This window comes from Gammaproteobacteria bacterium (assembly GCA_030949385.1).
Lineage (GTDB): Bacteria > Pseudomonadota > Gammaproteobacteria > JAUZRS01 > JAUZRS01 > JAUZRS01.
Genome location: JAUZSP010000009.1, coordinates 61,365 through 81,243, shown reverse-complemented (window position 1 = coordinate 81,243; position 19,879 = coordinate 61,365). Strand labels below are relative to the sequence as shown.

At 50.5% G+C, this 19,879-nt stretch carries 17 protein-coding genes and 1 pseudogene; 17 read left to right on the top strand and 1 reads right to left on the bottom strand.

Features of this window, described 5'->3' with window-relative positions; genetic code table 11:
* Positions 1-237: 237 nt before the first annotated feature.
* The 16 genes and pseudogenes from rsmH (at position 238) to lpxC (ending at position 18,345) form a co-directional block, all read left to right on the top strand.
* Positions 238-1,182, top strand: a complete 945-nt coding sequence (rsmH, locus tag Q9O24_12900) for a 16S rRNA (cytosine(1402)-N(4))-methyltransferase RsmH (protein MDQ7076011.1) — start codon at positions 238-240, stop codon at positions 1,180-1,182.
* A 2-nt stretch (positions 1,183-1,184) separates the two neighbouring features.
* Positions 1,185-1,451 (top strand): cell division protein FtsL, encoded by a 267-nt coding sequence (gene ftsL, locus Q9O24_12895; protein ID MDQ7076010.1) that lies wholly within the window; start codon positions 1,185-1,187, stop codon positions 1,449-1,451.
* A gap of 23 nt (positions 1,452-1,474) precedes the next feature.
* Positions 1,475-3,163 (top strand): penicillin-binding transpeptidase domain-containing protein, encoded by a 1,689-nt coding sequence (locus tag Q9O24_12890; GenBank protein MDQ7076009.1) that lies wholly within the window; start codon positions 1,475-1,477, stop codon positions 3,161-3,163.
* A complete protein-coding gene (locus tag Q9O24_12885) occupies positions 3,160-4,683 on the top strand; it encodes a UDP-N-acetylmuramoyl-L-alanyl-D-glutamate--2,6-diaminopimelate ligase (protein ID MDQ7076008.1) in 1,524 nt (507 codons plus the stop codon). Before Q9O24_12890 ends, Q9O24_12885 begins: the two co-directional genes overlap by 4 nt.
* Positions 4,676-6,043 (top strand): UDP-N-acetylmuramoyl-tripeptide--D-alanyl-D-alanine ligase, encoded by a 1,368-nt coding sequence (murF, locus tag Q9O24_12880; GenBank protein ID MDQ7076007.1) that lies wholly within the window; start codon positions 4,676-4,678, stop codon positions 6,041-6,043. Before Q9O24_12885 ends, murF begins: the two co-directional genes overlap by 8 nt.
* Positions 6,044-7,127 (top strand): annotated as a pseudogene (mraY, locus tag Q9O24_12875) (phospho-N-acetylmuramoyl-pentapeptide-transferase). It begins immediately after the preceding gene.
* Positions 7,128-7,138: 11 nt separating this feature from the next.
* Complete coding sequence (gene murD, locus Q9O24_12870) at positions 7,139-8,470, top strand: UDP-N-acetylmuramoyl-L-alanine--D-glutamate ligase (GenBank protein ID MDQ7076006.1); 1,332 nt, start codon at positions 7,139-7,141, stop codon at positions 8,468-8,470.
* The gene (gene ftsW / locus Q9O24_12865) at positions 8,467-9,624 is read left to right on the top strand and encodes a putative lipid II flippase FtsW (protein MDQ7076005.1); all 1,158 of its coding nucleotides are present in this window, start codon (positions 8,467-8,469) and stop codon (positions 9,622-9,624) included. The genes murD and ftsW overlap by 4 nt, the downstream gene beginning before the upstream one ends.
* Positions 9,621-10,736 (top strand): undecaprenyldiphospho-muramoylpentapeptide beta-N-acetylglucosaminyltransferase, encoded by a 1,116-nt coding sequence (murG, locus tag Q9O24_12860; GenBank protein ID MDQ7076004.1) that lies wholly within the window; start codon positions 9,621-9,623, stop codon positions 10,734-10,736. Before ftsW ends, murG begins: the two co-directional genes overlap by 4 nt.
* Positions 10,737-10,739: 3 nt before the next feature.
* Positions 10,740-12,167, top strand: coding sequence for a UDP-N-acetylmuramate--L-alanine ligase (gene murC, locus Q9O24_12855; GenBank protein ID MDQ7076003.1), 1,428 nt, complete (start codon positions 10,740-10,742; stop codon positions 12,165-12,167).
* Between the two features lie 11 nt (positions 12,168-12,178).
* Positions 12,179-13,090, top strand: coding sequence for a UDP-N-acetylmuramate dehydrogenase (murB, locus tag Q9O24_12850; GenBank protein ID MDQ7076002.1), 912 nt, complete (start codon positions 12,179-12,181; stop codon positions 13,088-13,090).
* Positions 13,087-14,007, top strand: coding sequence for a D-alanine--D-alanine ligase (locus Q9O24_12845; GenBank protein MDQ7076001.1), 921 nt, complete (start codon positions 13,087-13,089; stop codon positions 14,005-14,007). Before murB ends, Q9O24_12845 begins: the two co-directional genes overlap by 4 nt.
* A gap of 23 nt (positions 14,008-14,030) precedes the next feature.
* Positions 14,031-14,792, top strand: a complete 762-nt coding sequence (locus tag Q9O24_12840) for a cell division protein FtsQ/DivIB (GenBank protein MDQ7076000.1) — start codon at positions 14,031-14,033, stop codon at positions 14,790-14,792.
* 14 nt (positions 14,793-14,806) lie between these two features.
* Positions 14,807-16,039, top strand: a complete 1,233-nt coding sequence (ftsA, locus tag Q9O24_12835) for a cell division protein FtsA (protein ID MDQ7075999.1) — start codon at positions 14,807-14,809, stop codon at positions 16,037-16,039.
* 62 nt (positions 16,040-16,101) lie between these two features.
* Entirely contained in the window at positions 16,102-17,244 is a 1,143-nt protein-coding gene (gene ftsZ / locus Q9O24_12830) for a cell division protein FtsZ (GenBank protein ID MDQ7075998.1), read from the top strand.
* Positions 17,245-17,424: 180 nt separating this feature from the next.
* Positions 17,425-18,345: a UDP-3-O-acyl-N-acetylglucosamine deacetylase gene (gene lpxC, locus Q9O24_12825; GenBank protein ID MDQ7075997.1), complete on the top strand. Its 921-nt coding sequence runs from the start codon at positions 17,425-17,427 to the stop codon at positions 18,343-18,345.
* On the opposite strand, the gene Q9O24_12820 is transcribed toward lpxC, so the two are convergent.
* Positions 18,342-18,791, bottom strand: coding sequence for a DUF721 domain-containing protein (locus Q9O24_12820; protein MDQ7075996.1), 450 nt, complete (start codon positions 18,789-18,791; stop codon positions 18,342-18,344). The genes lpxC and Q9O24_12820 overlap by 4 nt on opposite strands.
* Before the next feature lie 100 nt (positions 18,792-18,891).
* Between Q9O24_12820 and Q9O24_12815 the strand changes: the two genes are divergently transcribed.
* The gene (locus tag Q9O24_12815) at positions 18,892-19,809 is read left to right on the top strand and encodes a M23 family metallopeptidase (protein MDQ7075995.1); all 918 of its coding nucleotides are present in this window, start codon (positions 18,892-18,894) and stop codon (positions 19,807-19,809) included.
* Positions 19,810-19,879: the final 70 nt, after the last annotated feature.

Below are 19,879 nucleotides of genomic sequence, written 5' to 3'. Positions count from 1 at the left end.
TTGTTGTTGCTCGGCTTATTTTCTCACTGCTGCTTTTTTCAACTATCTCTTTGATTCTATAGTGTTTCTTTTTGAGTCTGGAAAAGTGTTCTTACTTTACCTTCAAAATGATGCATAACTTATTGTGTTATAAGTAATAATTGTTGTTTTTTTAGGGGTTTTTCTTGACACGATTGTTGGAAGATCCCTATAGTTAGTAGTTACCATCAATGATAAATCAACTGTTTGTGGGGCACAGTGTACGAGTTAACACATGAATCGGTACTTCGGGAAGAGGTGCTGCACGGTTTGGCGATTAAGGAAAATGGAGTTTATCTTGATGCGACCTTTGGTCGTGGTGGTCATGCACGTCTGTTGTTGGACGCTTTGGGTCAGGATGGGCGTTTGATCGCGTTCGATCAAGACCCTGAGGCGATTCGTGTTGCGCAGCGTGATTTTTTAGACCCCCGTTTTAGCATCATTCACGGTAATTTTTCTGAACTCAGCTCCCTTTTGTTTGAGCGCGTTGGTGATGTGCGCTTTGATGGCATTTTTATGGATTTGGGCGTCTCTTCACCGCAGTTGGACGATGCGCAGCGAGGGTTCAGTTTTATGCGCAGTGGGCCGCTGGATATGCGTATGAACCCTTCTGTTGGTGAGTCCGCTGCGCAGTGGTTGGCGCGTGCGGAGGCCGATGAAATTGCCGATGTATTGTGGCAATACGGTGAAGAGCGCCTCAGCCGCCGCATTGCCAAAGCGATTGTGATGGACCGACAAAAGCAGCCCTTTACCACTACTGCTCAATTGGCAACCTTGCTTACGAAAATTTTGCCACGAGACAAACACAAACACCCCGCTACTCGTACCTTTCAAGCGATTCGAATTCATATCAACCGTGAGCTGGCTTCTTTAAGTGAGGCGTTGGAACAGGTGCCCACGCTGTTAAAACCGCAAGGGCGTTTGGCGGTCATCAGCTTTCACTCGTTGGAAGATCGCATTGTGAAGCGTTTTATTCGCTCCTGCGTGCGGCCTCCAACGTCCTCACCGTTGCATCGACGTTTGCCACGGGGTTTGCCGATGGCAGAGGTTGAGTTTCAAGCGACTTTAAAAAACAGAGGCAAAGCCATTTTTGCCAGTGAGGCAGAAAAATCGGCCAACGTGCGCTCGCGCAGTGCGGTATTGCGAATTGCTGAGCGAATTTGACGGTGGAAAAGTGGTTTGGCCTGTTGCTGCTGGGGGTGTTGATCGTCGGGTCGGCTCTTGGGGTGATCTACAGTAAACATCGCAGCCGGACGCTATTTGTGGAGATCCAGCAGCAGCAACGGCTGTTGGATGAGTTGGATTTCGAATGGGGTCGGTTACAACTTGAGCAAGGCACGTGGGGTGATCATGGGCGTATTGAACGTTTGGCACGCGAGCGTTTGCAGATGCGCGTGCCGACTCTTTCTCAGGTAGAGATGATTAAGCCATGAAAGGCAAAGGCAGGGATGATTCAATGCAGTACGCAAGACACCGATTTTTATTACTGTTGTTTGCTGCAATCGCCATGGGGTTGTTGGTAAGGGCGGTTGACTTGCAGGTGCTGCGGCAGGCTTTTTTGCAAAATCAAGGTGATGTGCGTCAACAGCGGGTGGTCACCACTGCGGCTCATCGAGGCATGGTGTTGGATCGCAATGGTGAGGCGCTGGCGGTCAGTACGCCCGTTGATGCGGTTTGGGCTAACCCGAAAAAACTCCTTTCAGATCAAGATCTATGGCCACAATTGGCGGCTTTGTTGGATCTGCCTCTCTCTGCCATTCAAAAAAAGGTCTTTAATAATCAGCAGAAAGGTTTTATCTACCTAAAGCGTTTGGTAACGCCCGTTCTGGGGCAGCAGGTGATGGCTCTGAAGGTTGCGGGGGTGGGATTGCAGCGTGAATATTACCGCTATTATCCTGCCGGTGAGGTGACCTCCCATGTGGTGGGTTTTACCAATATTGATGATCAGGGGCAAGAGGGTTTGGAGTTGGCCTTTGATCGCTGGTTGACCGGTGTGCCGGGGCGAAAGTTGATTGTGCAAGATCGTTTGGGGCGACCGGTGGGGGACCTGAAGCAGTTGACGGTAGCGCAACCAGGTAAAAATTTGACCTTGAGTATTGATAAACGGCTGCAATATTTGGCCTATCGTGAATTAAAAGCCACGGTGCAGAAATACCATGCACATTCCGGTTCAGTGGTGATTATGGATGTGCATACAGGGGAGATCTTGGCGATGGTCAATCAACCCTCATATAACCCCAATAAACGTTCAGAACGACGCAGTGCTGCGTTACGCAATCGTGCTGTAACCGATGTGTTGGAGCCGGGTTCGACGATTAAGCCGTTGACGGTGGTGGCGGCTCTGGAGTCGGGGCAGTATCGCCCTGATACGTTGATTCAAACCTCCCCTGGTTGGTTTATGGTGAAACGTCTCACCGTACAGGACAGCCACGATTATGGGTTGTTGGATCTGACCGGCATCATTCGTAAGTCAAGCAATGTGGGAGTGAGTAAAATTGCGCTTTCCTTGGCTCCTGAACAGCTTTGGGATGTCTTCAGTCGTTTGGGCTTGGGGCGAAGCAGTGGCAGTGGCTTTCCCGGTGAATCAGCTGGTTTGCTGAGCCGCAGTGGTAAAAAGGGCAAGGTGAAGCGTGTCACGATGTCTTACGGTTACGGGCTTTCTGTGACTCCGTTGCAACTGGTGCGTGCTTACAGTGCCATGGCCGCCGATGGGATTTTACCTGCGGTCTCCTTTCAAAAACTGACAGGTGCTCCCGAAGGTGAGCGGGTGCTTTCCAGTCGTGCGGCAGATATGATCAGTGAAATGTTGACCTCGGTGGTTGCAAAAGGCGGTACTGGTGCGCGTGCTCGGGTTGTGGGTTATCGAGTGGCAGGTAAAACCGGTACTGTGCGTAAAAGTGCTTCGGGAAGTTACGCTAAAGATCGTCATGTGGCGTTGTTCACGGGGTTTGCGCCAGTGAGTAACCCACGTTTGGCGGCGGTGGTGGTGGTAAATGAGCCTCAAGGGAAAAAATATTACGGTGGGCAGGTGGCGGCACCGCTGTTTTCAAAGGTGATGTCGGGAGCCTTGCGCTTGCTAAATGTGTTGCCCGATGACCTGCCAGAACCGCCAATGGAATACGCCTCTATTGGAGGCGGCCTATGAGTCGTGCTCAGCCTTTGTCAACTTTATTGCAAGGGATTGTTGAGTACGATAGAGCGGATTGTCTGATTGAGTCGATTGTCATTGACAGTCGTGCGGTTCAAGTGGGCGCTCTTTTTTTGGCTTTACCTGGTGAAGGAGTGCGGCAAGGCATTGATTTTTTAGCTGAGGTGGTTGCTGCGGGTGCAGTGGCTATTGTACGTCCCGAAGAGGTGCCGTTAACGTCTGAGCAGCAGTCTGTGCTGCTAAATACCGATGTTGTTGACTTGCCGGTAAAACAGATCCGATACATGTCGGGGCAGTTAATTTCACGTTTTTATCATTACCCCAGCCGCCAGCAGACTTTGATTGGCGTGACCGGCACCGACGGTAAAACGTCTGTCAGTCATTTTATTGCTCAAGCTCTCAACACAGCTCAAACACCCTGCGGTATTTTAGGCACCTTGGGAGCCACCACGGTGGATCAGCTACACCATGATTCGGTGCAGCAGGGCAGTCGCACCACCGTTGATGTGTTGCAGCTACAGCAGACCTTGGCCGCGTGGTTGCACCAGGGTGTGAAGCAAGTGGTGATGGAGGTGTCGTCGCATGGCTTGCAGCAGCAGCGCATTGCCGGTGCTGAATTTGATCTGGCGGTGCTGAGCAATCTAGGTCGAGACCATCTTGATTATCATCACACTCTGAAAGCGTATCGTGAGGCTAAGCGGCGGCTTTTTTATCGACCGGAGCTGAAAGGGTGGGTGTTGAATTTGGATGACGAATTTGGTCGTGAATTGATGCGGCAGCGCAGATCAGACGTTTCGGTCATCGCTTACGGCCTGAGTTCGAAGGTTCAGATCAAGGATTATCTTTGGGCAGATCAAGTGCAGTTTGATGGCTCGGGTGTCCGTTTTGTTTTGCATTGGCAGGGTCAGGCCATGCCGTTGAGCACGGCTTTGCTGGGGCGTTTTAATGTCAGCAATCTGCTGGCGGCGGCAGCGAGTTTGTTGGCTTTGGGGTTTGGTTTAGATGAGATCGTGCGGCGTTTGCAAGGCATGAAACCGGTGGTTGGGCGCATGGAGTCGTTTAAGGCTGAAAATCGAGCGCTGGTGGTGGTGGATTACGCCCACACGCCACAGGCGCTGAAAGCCGCTTTAAAATCCTTGCGACTGCATACCCGAGGTCGGCTATTTTGCTTGTTTGGTTGCGGTGGTGACCGTGATGTGGGCAAACGGCCTTTAATGGCGACGGTGGCCGAGCAGTTGGCCGATCAGGTGGTAATCAGTGATGATAATCCACGTTCTGAAGCGCCGGAGTTGATTATGCAGCACATTTTAGCGGGGATGAAAGCACCTGAAAAAGCCCATTGTGAGCATGATCGTGGGGCGGCGATTCAGTGGGTTTTACAGCAGAGCCAAGCCGATGATGTGGTGTTGGTGGCGGGTAAAGGCCATGAAGATTATCAATGGGTGGGCAGCCAACGTTTTTCTTTTAGTGATCGTGATGCGGTGCAACTGGGGTTACAAGGAGAGGCTCTTGTTTGAGCTGAGTTTGCAGCAAGTGGCTAAGGCTCTTGGGGCGAAGGTGTTGGGCGAAGATGTTCTGTTTCATCGTGTCAGCATCGACAGTCGGCAGGTGGAGAACGGTGATCTGTTCGTTGCTTTGCGTGGAGATCGTTTTGATGCCCATGACTTTGCTGAATCGGTGCTGAATGCGGGCGCGGTCGCTTTGATGGTGGAGCGGCCTTTAGATGTTGCAGCGCCTCAGTTGCTGGTGGACGACAGCCGTTTGGCTCTAGGTCGCTTGGCGGCTTATTGGCGTTCGTTGCAGACTCTTTCGTTGCTGGCAATTACCGGCAGCAACGGTAAAACCACGGTGAAAGAGATGTTGGCGGCGATTTTGAGTCAAGTGGGTTTGACTCATGCGACTCAGGGCAACTTTAACAATGAAATTGGTGTGCCACTGACGTTGTTGGCTCTGCAACCAGAGCATCAATTTGCCGTGGTGGAGATGGGGGCGAATCATGCAGGGGAGATTGCTTACCTCTGTTCTTTGGCTAAACCGAAGGTGGTCATGATTAATAATGCTGCTGCGGCGCATCTGGAGGGGTTTGGTTCGCTTGAGGGCGTGGCACGCGCCAAGGGGGAGATTTACGCTGATCTGCCAGAGGACGGTGTTGCGCTGATTAACGTGGACGATGATTTTGCGCCGCTGTGGTTGTCTTTGGCTAACGAACATCAAAAACTGACCTTTGGTTTGCAAGAGGCCGCTGATGTTAGTGGTCGTTGGATGGCTCCCAGTCGATTGCAGATTCGTTATCAAGCCAAATTGATTGAATTGGATTTGCCGTTATTGGGGGAGCATAACGCCCGCAATGCTGTGGCGGCCAGTTCGGCTGCTTTGGCTTTGGGGGTCGGAATGACGCAGATCAAGCGAGGGTTGCTTTCCATGCGGGCGGTCAAAGGTCGGATGCAGCAGAGGCAGGGAATTAATGGCTCGCTCCTATTTGATGACAGTTATAATGCCAATCTTGCCTCGTTGAGCGTGGCTCTGAATGTGATCTGTGAACAGCATGGTGAACCTTGGTTGGTGTTGGGGGACATGCTGGAGCTGGGTGAGGAGAGTAGTGCGATTCATTTCCAAGCGGGACAGCAGGCTAAGCGCGCTGGGGTAAAACGTCTGTTTGCCTTGGGTGAATTGAGCCGTCACAGTTGTGCTGGTTTTGGTCAAGGTGCGGAGCATTTTGCTGACCTTTCTGTTCTAAGCGCCGCGTTGCAGAGTCAATTGGGTAAAAATAACGTATTACTGATAAAGGGATCTCGGGGTATGCGGTTGGATAAGTTGGTGGATCAACTGGTGTTAAAAGCAGGGAGTTACTCAGGTTCTATTGAGGATGTTTTTTAGATGTTGCTCTATCTCGCGGATTATTTGACTCAGTTTCATGATGGCTTTAATGTTTTTCGTTATTTGACTCTGCGTGCCATTTTAAGTGCGTTGACGGCTTTGAGTATTGCGTTGTTGATCGGCCCTAAGGTAATTCGGCGTTTGAGCCGGAATAACATTGGTCAAGTGGTGCGGGACGATGGCCCAGAGAGTCACTACTCAAAAGCGGGTACGCCTACGATGGGTGGGGCGTTGATTTTGATGGCGGTGACCATCACCACGCTGTTGTGGGGTGATTTGGCCAGCAAGCAGCTCTGGATTGTGCTGTTGGTGACGCTTGCTTTTGGTGCTGTGGGTTGGGTGGACGATTATAAAAAATTGGCCTTAGGCAACTCTAAAGGGTTGTCGGCTCGATCTAAATATTTTTGGCAGTCGGTGATTGCGCTGGCGGCGGCGTTGGTGATCTTTTTCACGGCGCAGAGCAGTGCGGAAACCAGTTTGATCGTGCCCTTTTTTTAAAGCCTTTAACTGGGATATGGGTTGGTGGTTTGTGCCGTTTGTTTATTTGATGATTGTCGGTGCCAGTAACGCGGTGAATTTGACCGACGGGTTGGACGGTTTGGCGATTATGCCAACGGTGATGGTGGCCGGTGCTTTGGGTTTGATCGCTTATTTAACCGGCCATCTCTATTTTGCCAGCTACTTGGTGATTCCGTATGTGCCAGGTGTGGGTGAGTTGATGGTCTTTTGTATGGCCTTGGCCGGTGCCGGTTTGGGTTTCTTGTGGTTTAACACTTATCCTGCACAGGTGTTTATGGGCGATGTGGGCGCGCTGGCTCTGGGTGCGGCGCTGGGTGTGGTGGCGGTGCTGGTGCGCCAAGAGTTGGTGTTTTTGATTATGGGTGGCGTGTTTGTGATGGAGACCGCATCGGTGATCATCCAAGTCGCTTCTTATAAATTGACCGGTCGCCGTGTGTTCCGCATGGCTCCGTTGCATCATCATTTTGAGCTAAAGGGCTGGCCTGAACCTCGGGTGATTGTGCGCTTTTGGATTATCACTGTGATTTTGGTTTTGGTGGGGTTGGCGACCTTAAAACTTCGTTAAGTGTCCTGATGATGCAAAATAGCGCGGAAGATGTGGTTATTGGGCTGGGTAAAACCGGCCTCTCTTGTGTTGAGTATCTGCTCGGTTTGGGTGGGCAATGTACGGTGGTGGACAGCCGTGAGCAGCCGCCTGGTCTGGGTGAATTGCAGCAGCGGTTTCCGCAGGTTGTTTGTCATTGCGGAGCCTTTTCCGCTGCGCTGTTGAGTTGTGCTAAACGGCTGATTGTCAGCCCTGGGGTGAGTCTGCAAGAGCCAGCGATTCAAGCGGCAGTGGTCGCAGGGGTTGAGGTGATCGGTGACATCGAACTGTTTGCTCGTGTCGCTCAAGCGCCGATTGTGGCGATCACCGGCTCCAATGGCAAAAGCACGGTGACGACGTTGCTAGGTGAGATGGGGTTGGCGGCGGGACGGCAGGTGCTGTTGGGGGGTAATTTAGGTGTTCCTGCTTTGGAATTGCTGCAACAGCCTATTCCTGATTTTTATGTGCTGGAACTCTCCAGTTTTCAATTAGAAACCACCTATTCTTTGCGTGCTGCTGCATCGGTGGTGTTGAACATTTCCGCTGATCATATGGATCGTTATCGTGGTTTGGATGATTACGCTCTGGCCAAAGGGGCGGTGTATCAAGGGGCAAGCGTCTGTGTGGTCAATTTGGATGATGACGTGGTTGTTGCTTTACCGACGGAGGGGATGCGTTGTGGGTTTAGCCTGACTGAGGGTGTGGCGGCTGATTATCACCTTATGGAAAATGAAGTGGATGAACTCTGTTTGGCTCACAGGCAGCAGCCGTTGTTGCCGGTGTCAGCACTGAAAATTCCAGAGCAACATAATCAGGCCAATGCGTTGGCGGCTTTGGCGTTGGGTGAGGCGGTTGATTTGCCTCTGGAGGCGATGTTGGTTGCTTTGAGAGCCTTTACCGGTTTGGAGCATCGTACTCAGTGGGTGGCCGAAATTAACGGTGTCAGTTGGTTTAATGATTCTAAAGGCACCAATGTGGGGGCGACTTTGGCGGCCGTTGAAGGAATGCCACAGACGTTGGTTTTGATTGCTGGTGGAGAAGGTAAGGGGGCTGATTTTACTCCGTTGCGTCAGGCACTAAAAGCATCAGCGCGAGCGGTCATTTTGATTGGTCGAGATGCGGATAAAATGGCTGCGGTTTTAGAGCCAGTTGTGCCGGTGTATTACGCCGAAAGTTTGTCGCTGGCGGTGCAGCGAGCGGCTCAATTGGCACACGCAGGCGATGCGGTTTTGCTCTCTCCGGCGTGTGCCAGTTTTGATCAGTTTGCCGATTACGAACAGCGAGGCAACTGTTTTATCGCTGAAGTGCGGAGTTTGATGCAGTGACCTCAGATTTAGCGCTGTTTCGTTTTGATTTGCGCGTTGACTGGCTGTTGGCCAGTTGTGCGTTGATCTTGATGTTGCTGGGTGTGGTGATGGTGGGTTCAGCCTCTTTTTCCATGTCTGAAAGGATTTTTGGCAGCCCTTATCACTATTTGATCAGACAATCTTTGTTTGCTTTTATGGGTCTGTTTTTGATTCTGGTGGTAGGGCGTGTTTCCCTGCTCAACTGGCAAAACATGCGCATGTGGATGTTGGTTATTTCGTTGGTTTTATTGCTGCTGGTGTTTGTGCCTGGTCTGGGTAAAACCGTCAATGGCAGCACCCGTTGGTTGGATTTTGGTCTGTTTCGTTTTCAGGTTTCGGAGTTGGTTAAGCTGTTGATGTTGGTCTATCTCTCCGGTTATATGGTGGCCCATCAAGAGGAAGTGCGTCAGAAACCTTGGGGGGTACTAAAGCCGTTGTTGGTGTTTGTTTTAGTCGCTATTTTGATGTTGATTGAGCCTGATTTTGGTGCAGCGGTGGTGTTATTGGCCACCATGATGGGGGTGGTGTTTTTGGCCGGTGCTCGTCTTTGGTTGTTTGGTATTCTCTCAGCGCTTGGAGCAGCTGTGGTTTTATGGTTATCGGTGTCGGCTGAGTATCGTTTGGCGCGCATCACCTCTTTTTTGGATCCGTGGGCAGATCCTTATGATAAGGGTTTTCAGTTAACCCAATCGTTGATTGCCATTGGCAGTGGCTCTTGGACGGGAACAGGCTTGGGTGGCAGCGTGCAGAAATTGTTTTATTTGCCGGAGGCGCATACGGATTTCCTGTTTGCGATTTTAGCTGAAGAGCTGGGTCTGATTGGGGTGTCGATGGTGATTGTCTTGTTCTCTTTTTTGGTTTGGCGGGCGTTTCAGTTGGCTCACTGGTCTCTACAGGCTGAACAACCTTTTGCGGCGTATCTTTCTTACGGTTTGGGAATTTGGATTGGCTTGCAGGCGTTTGTTAATATCGGCGTCAATATGGGGGTGCTGCCCACCAAAGGGTTGACCTTGCCGTTGATGAGTTATGGCGGCAGCAGTACTTTGGTAATGTGTTTGGTGATCGGTCTGTTGTTGAGGGTTTATCATGAGTTGCCGTCAGAGATCACGACTCCTAAGGAAAAAGCATCGTGATAACGGGGGCTGCGGTAAAAAAGGATCAACCGATTTTAATTATGGCCGGCGGTACCGGTGGCCATGTTTTTCCGGCTTTGGCGGTGGCTTTACGGCTGCGGGAGCAGGGGCAAAACATTGTCTGGATGGGAACGCATCAAGGCATAGAGGCAGACGTGGTGCCTGCTGCGGGCATTGAGATGGAGTGGATCAGCGTTACCGGTCTGCGTGGTCAGGGTAAATTGGCTTTGCTGTTCGCCCCTTTTCGTCTGCTCAAAGCGTGTTGGCAGGCGTGGCGCATTTTGCGTCGCCGTCGTCCCAGTGTGGTGTTGGGCATGGGCGGTTTTGTCTCCGGCCCAGGTGGTTTGATGAGTTGGATGCTGCGTACGCCTCTGTTGATTCATGAGCAGAATGCAGTAGTGGGTTTGACCAATGGTCTGTTGGCGCGTTTGGCCACCCAAACCATTGAGGCCTTTCCTGGCGCTTTTCCCCGCTCTCATCAGGCGCTCTGTTTGGGTAATCCGTTGCGTGCCGAAGTGATGGGTGTGCCTCTGCCTGAGGTGCGTTTTTTTGGGCGGGATCCTTCGGTTCGGCGTTTATTAATTGTCGGTGGCAGTCAGGGAGCCTTGGTTTTTAATCGCGATCTGCCAGAGCTGTTGGCAAAGGTGACGCTGGCGGCAGGCTGTCGGTTGGATGTTCGCCATCAATCGGGTGTGCGAGGGGTTGAGGTTGCCAAGCAGGCTTATAGCACAACCGATTTAGCGGTTACAGTCGTGCCTTTTATGGACAATATGGCCGAGCAGTACGCATGGGCTGATTTGGTGATCTGTCGGGCTGGCGCCATGACCGTGGCAGAGCTGGCGGCGGTGGGGGTGGCTTCGGTGCTGGTGCCGTTGCCCTCGGCGGTGGACGATCACCAAACGTTGAATGCCCATTATTTGTCGGATGCCGGTGCGGCGTTGCGGGTGGCTCAGCAGGATTTATTGGCTGGGGTTTTTGCAGAGCACTTGCAGGGGTTGCTGGAGCAACCAAAACCGTTGTTGCAGATGGCGGTGCAGGCTCGTCGTTTGGCAAAATTAGACGCTACCGATAAAGTGGCAGAGCTGTGTTTGGCGCAGCGGAGAGAGTCTTAAGGTATGAATGTACAGATGGCGTTACCCCACAGTTTGCGTCGTGTTAAACGCATCCATTTTGTCGGCATTGGCGGTGTTGGAATGGGCGGCATTGCTGAGGTGTTGCTGAATTTGGGTTACGAGGTGAGTGGTTCAGATCAAGGGGAAAATGCCCTGACTCAGCGTTTGACCAGCTTGGGAGCAACGGTGTTTGTTGGCCATGCGACGGAGCAGGTTGAGGGTGTGGATGTGGTGGTGGCTTCTACCGCGATTCCACGTCAAAATCCTGAGATTGTGGCGGCGGTGTGCCAACGCATTCCGGTGGTGCGCCGAGCGGAGATGTTGGCGGAGTTGATGCGTTTTCGCCACGGCATTGCAGTGGCGGGTACTCATGGCAAAACCACCACCACCAGTTTGGTTGCCAGTCTGTTGGCCGAGGGTGGTTTGGATCCGACCTATGTAATTGGTGGTCGCCTGAACAGTTCGGCCAGCAACGCTCGTTTGGGCAGCGGCGACTATTTGGTTGCTGAAGCCGATGAGAGTGACGCTTCTTTTTTGCACCTGCAACCGATGATCTCCATTGTGACCAACATTGATGCCGATCACTTGGCAACCTATGAGGGTGACTTCTCGCGTCTGAAACGGGCGTTTGTGGAGTTTTTGCACAATTTGCCTTTTTATGGTTTGGCGGTGCTCTGCATTGATGATCCGGTGGTGGCTGAGATTTCTCGGCAGGTCTCGCGTCCGATGCTTTCCTATGGCTTCTCCAAAGAGGCCGATGTGCGGGCGGTGAACCTGACTCAAGAAGGCGGTTTCAGTTATTTTGATGTGCTGTTGCCTGAGGGCAAAAAAATGCAGGCGGTTTCGCTTAATTTGCCAGGCAAGCACAACGTCTTGAACGCCTTGGCGGCGATTGCGGTGGCCAATGAGTTGGTGGTTTCGGTGGCGGCGATGCAAAAAGCTTTGGCGGGTTTTGAGGGTATCTCGCGCCGTTTTCAAATTTACGGTGAGTTGTCATCGGGGTCTGGTTCGGTGTTGTTATTGGATGATTACGGCCATCATCCAACGGAAATTGCCGCCACTCTTGAGGCGGTGCGTGCCGGTTGGCCACAGCGGCGTTTGGTGTTGGCCTTTCAGCCGCACCGTTTTAGCCGTACCCATGATCTGTTTGATGATTTTGCTCAGGTTTTGAGTGATGTCTCGGTGGATGTGTTGTTGCTGTGTGAGGTCTACGCGGCGGGTGAACGTGTGATTGTCGGTGCTGATGGGCGGGCGCTCTGCCAAGCGGTGCGTTCCCGTGGTGTGGTGAATCCGATTTTTGTCGATGATGTATTTTCCTTGCCAGAGGTGTTGTCGGGGGTGTTGCAAGAGGGGGATCTTTTATTGACTTTGGGAGCCGGTAATATCGGTGCGGTGGCAGCGTCTTTAAACGACGCTTGGCAGGTGCGCTAGTGTCGATTTGCATGAGTGATGTTTGGCCGCAGGCAAACAGTCATTATGTTTTACGGGGTCGTTTGTCGCTGAATGAGTCGATGGCCAAACACACTTCTTGGCGAGTGGGTGGTGCGGCTGAGCGTTATTATCAGCCCGCTGATCAAAAGGATTTACAGGCGCTGTTGGCCTCTTTACCAGCGGAAGAGCCACTGTTCTGGTTGGGTTTGGGCAGTAATCTGTTGGTGCGTGACGGTGGTATTGCTGGGACGGTGATTGCGATGTCTGGGGTGTTGAACTCATTGCAGTCTCTTTCAGATACGAATTTATTGCTGGGCGCGGGGGCAAGTTGTGCTAAAGTCGCGCGCTTTTGCGTTCAGCATGGTCTGGTAGGTGGTGAATTTTTGGCCGGTATTCCCGGTACGATCGGCGGAGCTTTGGCGATGAACGCCGGTGCCTTTGGCGCGGAAACGTGGCAGTGGGTGAAAAAGGTTTATGTGATTGACCGTGTGGGTGAGGTGCGTTGTCGTTTTCCGGAGGAGTATGGGATTACTTATCGTCAGCTAGTCGGGCCTGAAAAGGAGTGGTTTGTGGCTGTTGAAATGGAATTTTCTGTTGTTGATTCCCCATCTTCTCGCACCGAAATAAAAACCTTGTTGGCCAAACGTTCCGCCAGCCAACCCATTGGCTTGGCCAGTTGCGGTTCGGTGTTTTGCAATCCTGAGGGTGATTACGCTGCGCGTTTGATTGAGCTGTCGGGTTTGAAAGGTTTTTGTCTCGGTGGTGCCGTGGTGTCAGAGAAACACGCCAATTTTATTATTAACCAGGATCAAGCTTCGGCGGCTGATATCGAATCACTGATCGCCCATGTGCAGCGGGTAGTGAGGCAGAAGCAGGGGGTGGTGTTGCAGCCGGAGGTACGCATGGTGGGGGTGACGTTGTGAGTTCTGTTGTGCCAACGGCGGAAGAGATTAAGGCTTTAGGTCGGGTTGCTGTTTTAATGGGCGGCTGGTCGGCAGAGCGGGAGGTTTCACTGCACAGCGGTGAAGCCGTGTTGGCGGCCTTGTTGCGTTCGGGTGTGGATGCTCATGGGGTTGATTTTCAGCGTGATGGTTTGCAGGCGTTGCTTGAATTTGATCGTGTTTTTGTGGTTATGCACGGTCGTGGTGGTGAGGACGGTCAACTGCAAGGTGCTCTGGAAATTATGCAGTTGCCTTACACTGGCAGCGGTATTTTAGGTTCGGCGTTGGGGATGGATAAACAGCGTTGCAAGCAACTGTGGAACGGTTTGGGTCTGCCAACGCCTCGTTGGATGGCGTTAAACAGCAAGGATGACTGTCAATTGGCACTGGCTCTGGGCCTGCCTTTGATGGTGAAACCGGCTCTAGAAGGCTCCAGTATTGGCATTAGCAAAGTGACTTCATTGACTGAATTGCGTGAGGGTTATGCGGCTGCGGCTCAATTTGGCGCGGTGATGGCAGAACAGTTTGTTGATGGTAAAGAGTACACGGTGGCCATTTTAAACGCTGAAGCGCTGCCGGTGATTCGTTTGCAGACACCCCATTCGTTTTACGATTATGAGGCGAAGTATCATTCTCAAAGTACGTCTTATCACTGTCCTTCGGGTCTTTCACGAGAAGAAGAGCAGGATATGCAGCTTTTGGCGTTGTCTGCGTTTGAGAGCGTCGGTGCTCGTGGTTGGGGGCGGGTTGATATTATGTGTGATGGAGATGGCGGGTCATGGCTGATTGAAGTGAATACGGTACCTGGAATGACAGATCACAGTTTGGTGCCGATGGCTGCAAAAGCGGCGGGGTTGGACTTTGATACGCTGGTTTTAAGTATTTTGTGCTGTAAGTGAGAAATATATGATTCGGGCACGTTATGCTATTGATTGATGTACTGCGTTTGAATATTGTGAACAAAGATTCGTTTTTTAGTGCTTTTTTGAAAGTATTGTTGGTTTTATTGGTGGTCTCTTTAATGGTTTGGGCGGGCCGTGTGGCAGATGATGCGCGACGTTTCCCTGTCAATTCGATCAAAGTGGAAGGAGAATTGAGCCATGTGGATCGAGATGAGCTACAACGAGTGGTGAGTCGTTTTATGAACCGCAGCTTTTTTGTTTTGGATTTGAATGCGTTGCATGATGCGTTGCAACGCATGTCATGGATTAAAACCGTTTCTGTGCGTAGAATTTGGCCTGATACGGTGCACCTTTATGTTACGGAACATCGGCCGGTGGCGTATTGGAATGAAGATGAATTGCTGAGCGACGAAGGTGTTTTGTTTGCACCTCGGTCATTAGCAGAAGAAGATGTACTGTTGGCGGCTCTGCCGGTGCTTTCTGGGCCTTTGGATCAGCAACAAAATGTGATGGGTCGGTTTCACCAGTTTAATGCGATTGTGAGGCTAATGGGTCTCGAAATTCGTCGAATTGTACAAAATGAGCGTCGTTCATGGTTATTGGAATTGAATAACGGTATGAAAATTTATCTTGGTAGGAGCCAAATGATGAGTCGTTTGCGACGTTTAGTCTGGGCTTACCAAGTATTAAAACCACGGTTTTTAGGGGTTGTGAGTGTGGATTTACGTTATACAAACGGTTTTTCTGTGCAGTGGAAGCCTAAGCAGCGGGAGCCATCTTAGGAGCGTATGCATAGATGTCTAAAGTAGGTGAAAAGCGCGTTATTGTTGGTTTGGATATTGGCACTTCAAAGGTGAGTGCCATTGTGGGTGAGGCCGGTTACGACGGTATTGAAATTATTGGTATTGGTACCCACCCTTCTCGCGGGTTAAAGAAGGGTGTGGTGGTCAATATCGAAGCGACGGTACACTCCATTAAACGCGCAGTTGAAGAAGCAGAGTTGATGGCGGGCTGTCAGGTGCGGTCCGTTTTTACCGGCATTGCTGGCAGCCATATTAAAGGTTTGAATTCTCACGGTATTGTGGCCATTAAGGATCGTGAAGTAGGTACTTCTGATGTGGGTCGCGTGATCGAGGCTGCGAAAGCCGTTGCGATTCCGGCAGATCAACGAATTATTCATGTTTTACCACAAGAGTTTATAATCGATAATCAAGATGGCATTCGTGAGCCCATTGGCATGTCTGGAGTGCGTTTAGAAGCCAAAGTGCATTTGGTCACGGGGGCGGTGAGTGCGGCACAAAATATTATTAAATGTGTGCGCCGCTGTGGTTTAGAGGTTGATGACATTATTTTGGAGCAGTTGGCTTCAAGTTATGCTGTTTTGACCGACGATGAAAAAGAGTTGGGTGTCTGCTTGGTTGATATCGGTGGTGGTACTACGGACATTGCGGTGTTTAACGAAGGTGCCATTCGACATACGGCAGTGATTCCCATTGCTGGAGATCAGGTTACCAATGACATTGCCGTGGCTTTGCGTACCCCGACGCAAAATGCGGAAGACATTAAAATTAAATACGCCTGTGCTCTGAGACAGTTGGTTGGGGCAGATGAGAACATTGATGTTTCGGGAGTGGGCGATCGCCCTTCGCGGCGTTTGGCTCGTCAGACTTTATCCGATGTGGTTGAGCCTCGTTATGAAGAATTGATGAACTTGGTACAAGTGGAGTTGCGGCGCAGTGGTTTCGAGGATATTGTTGGGGCAGGCATTGTTCTAACGGGTGGAAGTTCGAAAATGGAAGGAGTGATTGAACTGGCGGAAGAGGTCTTCCACATGCCGGTAAGATTGGGAGTGCCGCAACATGTATCGGGGTTGAGCGATGTGGTCAGTAATCCAATTCATGCCACTGGGGTGGGATTATTGCAATTTGGCTATCAGAATCGAATGGATGTTGGTTTAGAATCTGGAGAAGACGGTGAGTCGGTCACGATATGGCATCGTATGCAATCCTGGTTTAAAGGCAATTTTTGAGCTAAATTTTATGAGTATAACTTCGCATTACGCGATGTGCTAAGCAGCACGAGGAGAGAGTCATGTTCGAATTAGAAGATTCCTACGTCCAGAACGCAGTGATTAAAGTGATCGGTGTTGGCGGTGGCGGCGGGAATGCTGTCGAGCATATGGTCCGTTCCAATATTGAAGGCGTGGAATTCATTTGTGTTAATACAGATGCGCAGGCGTTGAAGAATTTATCATCTAAAACCACCTTCCAGATTGGTTCGAGTATCACCAAAGGTCTGGGGGCGGGTGCCAATGCAGAGACGGGACGTCAGGCGGCGCATGAAGATCGGGAGCGCATTCAAGAGATTATTGAAGGCACAGACATGTTGTTTATTACTGCGGGCATGGGTGGCGGTACCGGTACGGGAGCGGCTCCGGTGATTGCTCAGTTGGCTAAAGAGCTGGGTATTCTGACCGTGGCGGTGGTGACCAAACCGTTTCCGTTTGAAGGTAAAAAGCGGATGAAGGCGGCTATGACGGGCATTGAAGAGCTGGCGCAGCACGTTGACTCTCTGATTACCATTCCGAATGAAAAGCTGTTGACGGTTTTGGGTGAAAACACGAGTCTTTTGGATGCGTTCAAGGCGGCCAATGATGTTTTGAAAGGGGCAGTGCAAGGCATTTCGGAATTGATTACCAACCCCGGTTTGATCAACGTGGATTTTGCTGACGTAAAAACGGTGATGTCAGAGATGGGCATGGCAATGATGGGATCTGGCTCGGCCACCGGCGATAATCGAGCACAAGAAGCGGCTGAAAAAGCGGTTTTGAGTCCCCTATTAGAAGACATCAACCTGGCCGGTGCGAAAGGGATTTTAGTTAATGTTACTGCCGGTATGGATCTCACCATGAAAGAGTTCGCTACGGTGGGTAATACGGTTAAAGAGTTTGCTTCCGAAGAGGCTGAGGTTGTTGTCGGTACTTCAATTGAACCCGAGTTGGAGGGAGAGCTGAGAGTCACGGTGGTGGCAACCGGATTGGGCAACGCTTCGGAAGCCACGACACCCGCACGTTCATTGAAACCCGCCAGCAACGGTGAGATGGACTACGGAAAATACGATAAACCAACGGTCATTCGTCATCAAGCAACGGATATGGGGCGTAAAAAAAGTTCGTCTGAAATCGATCTAGAGTATCTCGATATTCCTGCATTTTTGCGTAGACAGGCCGATTAATGCAAGGAACGAGGTTTCATTGCCTCTCCTCTTGTTATTTTTATGGAGATGTCGGTTTGAATTAGATAGAATCGGCAGCCGTCGGCGTTGTCATTGGTTCCTGAGAACCATGTGGGATAGGGAGGATAATGGAGCTAGGCGCTGCGATAACGTGAAAAATTGAGCGAATGAGGTCATCCATTGATTAGGCAACGCACATTAAAAAATAAAATTCATGCTACGGGCGTTGGGCTGCATACGGGGGACAAGGTCTACTTGACTCTCAGACCCGCAGCGATTGATACCGGTATTGTCTTTCGTCGTGTTGATTTGGAACCGCACGTTGAGATTAGGTCGCATCCCCTAAATGTGGGTAGCACGGAGCTATCGACAACCTTAAGTAATAATGGGGTGTTGGTTTCCACTGTTGAACACTTGTTGTCGGCTTTGGCGGGATTGGGAATTGATAACGCTTATATTGATTTGAGCGCGCCGGAAGTGCCTATTATGGACGGCAGTTCAGGTCCTTTTGTCTTCTTGATTCAGTCTGCTGGCATTGTTGAGCAGGATGCGGCGAAAAAATTTATTCGGATAAAAAAGACGGTCATCGTTGAAGATGGTGAGAAATGGGCGAAGTTAGAGCCATTTGACGGTTTTAAGGTCAGTTTCACCATTAACTTTAATCATCCTATCTTTAAGGATGTCGATCAAAAAGCCGAGATTGATTTTTCCACTACCTCATTTGTTAAAGAGGTGAGTCGCGCCCGCACCTTTGGTTTTGCCAAGGACATTGAAAAATTACGTCGAAATAATTTGGCTCTGGGTGGCAGTTTGGACAATGCCATCGTGGTGGATGATTGCCGTATTTTGAATGAAGACGGCCTGCGTTATGAAGATGAGTTTGTAAAACACAAAATTCTTGATGCGATTGGTGATCTTTACTTGCTGGGTTACAGTTTGATTGGGGCTTTTTCTGGCCATAAATCAGGGCATGCCCTGAATAATCGCTTGTTAAGGTCGTTGCTTAAGGATAAGTCTGCTTGGGAAGAGGTGGTATTTGAAGACGTGGCAGATCTGCCTATTTCTTACATAGAACCGCTTATTGAGACAGAGCTGACTTAAAAAGGGTTCTTTTGGTTTTTCGCAGTTTGTCCGACGTGGGTTGCCAGACGTTGCAGTGATTGACTTAGTTTTGGGTCGTTGATGCTCTCGGCCAAGTGCTGGAGTGAAACGGCGGCTTGGGTTGACTTGATTGCTGAGCGTTTTTTGCTCGTGGCAGGTTTTCGTAGAACTGTTTTTTTTGCTCCGACTTTGACCTTAATTGTCTGTAAGTGAATGGCGGCAATTTTGTTGAGGTTATGGACAATTTCTTTGTTATAAAAACGAATGCGTGTTGCCCAAGCCGGTGAATCTGCAAGAATTTCTAATTTTTTCCCGACCAGCTCAATGACTTGGCAGTGTGAATGGCACTCGATGGGCAAGCAGTGGTGTAGGCGCTGGGTTAATATGGCGAGTCGAGAGGCTTTACGCCCCACATTTTTGGGTACAAGGAGGTAGAGGTTTTGCATGGTCTATCTAATCAATTGATTTTTGTTTGAGTCTCATAATGAATAGAGTATCCCACAGAAGAGGGTGGTGGCCACCCCTGTTTGTCAGCGCGGTTCTGTTATGAACATTATTATTTTTAGTAAGTCGGGCGCTCGCTCACGGCAAATCAACTCCCCTGTGCAGTTTTTGCTATTGGGTTTTTTGTTTTTATCCCTGTTGATCACGCCGCTTTATTGGGGGTATCAGTTGGGTGTGCATCAAAACTCAAATGAAATGCCTGAATTGAATTACGCTGATATTCGTCAGCAGCGTGAGAGTCAAGAGCAGTTACAGCAGGCAAAATCAGAAGTCACGGCTCTGACACGCCATTTAGGTCAACTGCAAGCGTACATGACCCGTTTGGATGCGTTAGGAGCGCGTTTGGTGAAAGTGGCAAAATTAGACGACCAAGAGTTTGACTTTAGCCAAGTGCCTCCTTTGGGTGGGCCGGTATCCGATGCGCAAATCGCCGAATACACGCTGTCAGACTTGGGGCGAATGGCTCAAACTTTACAGGTGCAGATGCAGTTGCGTGAAGAAAAATTGAGCATTCTGGAGTCGGTGTTATTTGAACGCCGTTTGCGCAATGAAATTTTGCCCGCAGGTCGGCCGATTAAAAAAGGCTGGATGTCTTCGGCTTATGGGATCAGAACCGACCCTTTTTCGGGCAAACCACAGATGCACAAGGGAATTGATTTCGCTGGTAAAATGGGCAGCAGCATTTATGCAGTGGCCAGTGGTGTGGTGAGTTGGGCCGGCAAGCGGCACGGTTACGGTCAGTTGGTCGAGATTCAGCATGGCAACGGTTACAGTACCCGTTATGCACACGGTGCCAAAGTTCTGGTGCAGAAGGGTGATCTGGTCAGTCAGGGGCAGGAGGTTGCTAAAATGGGTTCCAGTGGTCGCTCTACCGGACCGCATCTGCATTTTGAGTTACTCAAAAAGGGACGCCAGATTAACCCGGTCAAATTCGTTCGATCTCGACGAAAAAGCGACTAACAAGACAAGCAATACTTAATCCGGTTGGATTCAAGCGCCACAGGCATTAACATACTCCCTTTTTTAGACA

Excerpts from the sequence above, each read along its gene's own strand:
- murD (MDQ7076006.1), top strand. The coding sequence starts at position 7,139 with ATGCAAAATAGCGCGGAAGATGTGGTTATTGGGCTGGGTAAAACCGGC.
- murC (MDQ7076003.1), top strand. The coding sequence starts at position 10,740 with ATGAATGTACAGATGGCGTTACCCCACAGTTTGCGTCGTGTTAAACGC.
- Q9O24_12885 (MDQ7076008.1), top strand. The coding sequence starts at position 3,160 with ATGAGTCGTGCTCAGCCTTTGTCAACTTTATTGCAAGGGATTGTTGAG.
- ftsZ (MDQ7075998.1), top strand. The coding sequence starts at position 16,102 with ATGTTCGAATTAGAAGATTCCTACGTCCAGAACGCAGTGATTAAAGTG.
- ftsA (MDQ7075999.1), top strand. The coding sequence starts at position 14,807 with ATGTCTAAAGTAGGTGAAAAGCGCGTTATTGTTGGTTTGGATATTGGC.
- Q9O24_12815 (MDQ7075995.1), top strand. The coding sequence starts at position 18,892 with ATGAACATTATTATTTTTAGTAAGTCGGGCGCTCGCTCACGGCAAATC.
- murB (MDQ7076002.1), top strand. The coding sequence starts at position 12,179 with ATGAGTGATGTTTGGCCGCAGGCAAACAGTCATTATGTTTTACGGGGT.
- Q9O24_12840 (MDQ7076000.1), top strand. The coding sequence starts at position 14,031 with ATGCTATTGATTGATGTACTGCGTTTGAATATTGTGAACAAAGATTCG.
- Q9O24_12890 (MDQ7076009.1), top strand. The coding sequence starts at position 1,475 with ATGCAGTACGCAAGACACCGATTTTTATTACTGTTGTTTGCTGCAATC.
- Q9O24_12820 (MDQ7075996.1), bottom strand. The coding sequence starts at position 18,791 with ATGCAAAACCTCTACCTCCTTGTACCCAAAAATGTGGGGCGTAAAGCC.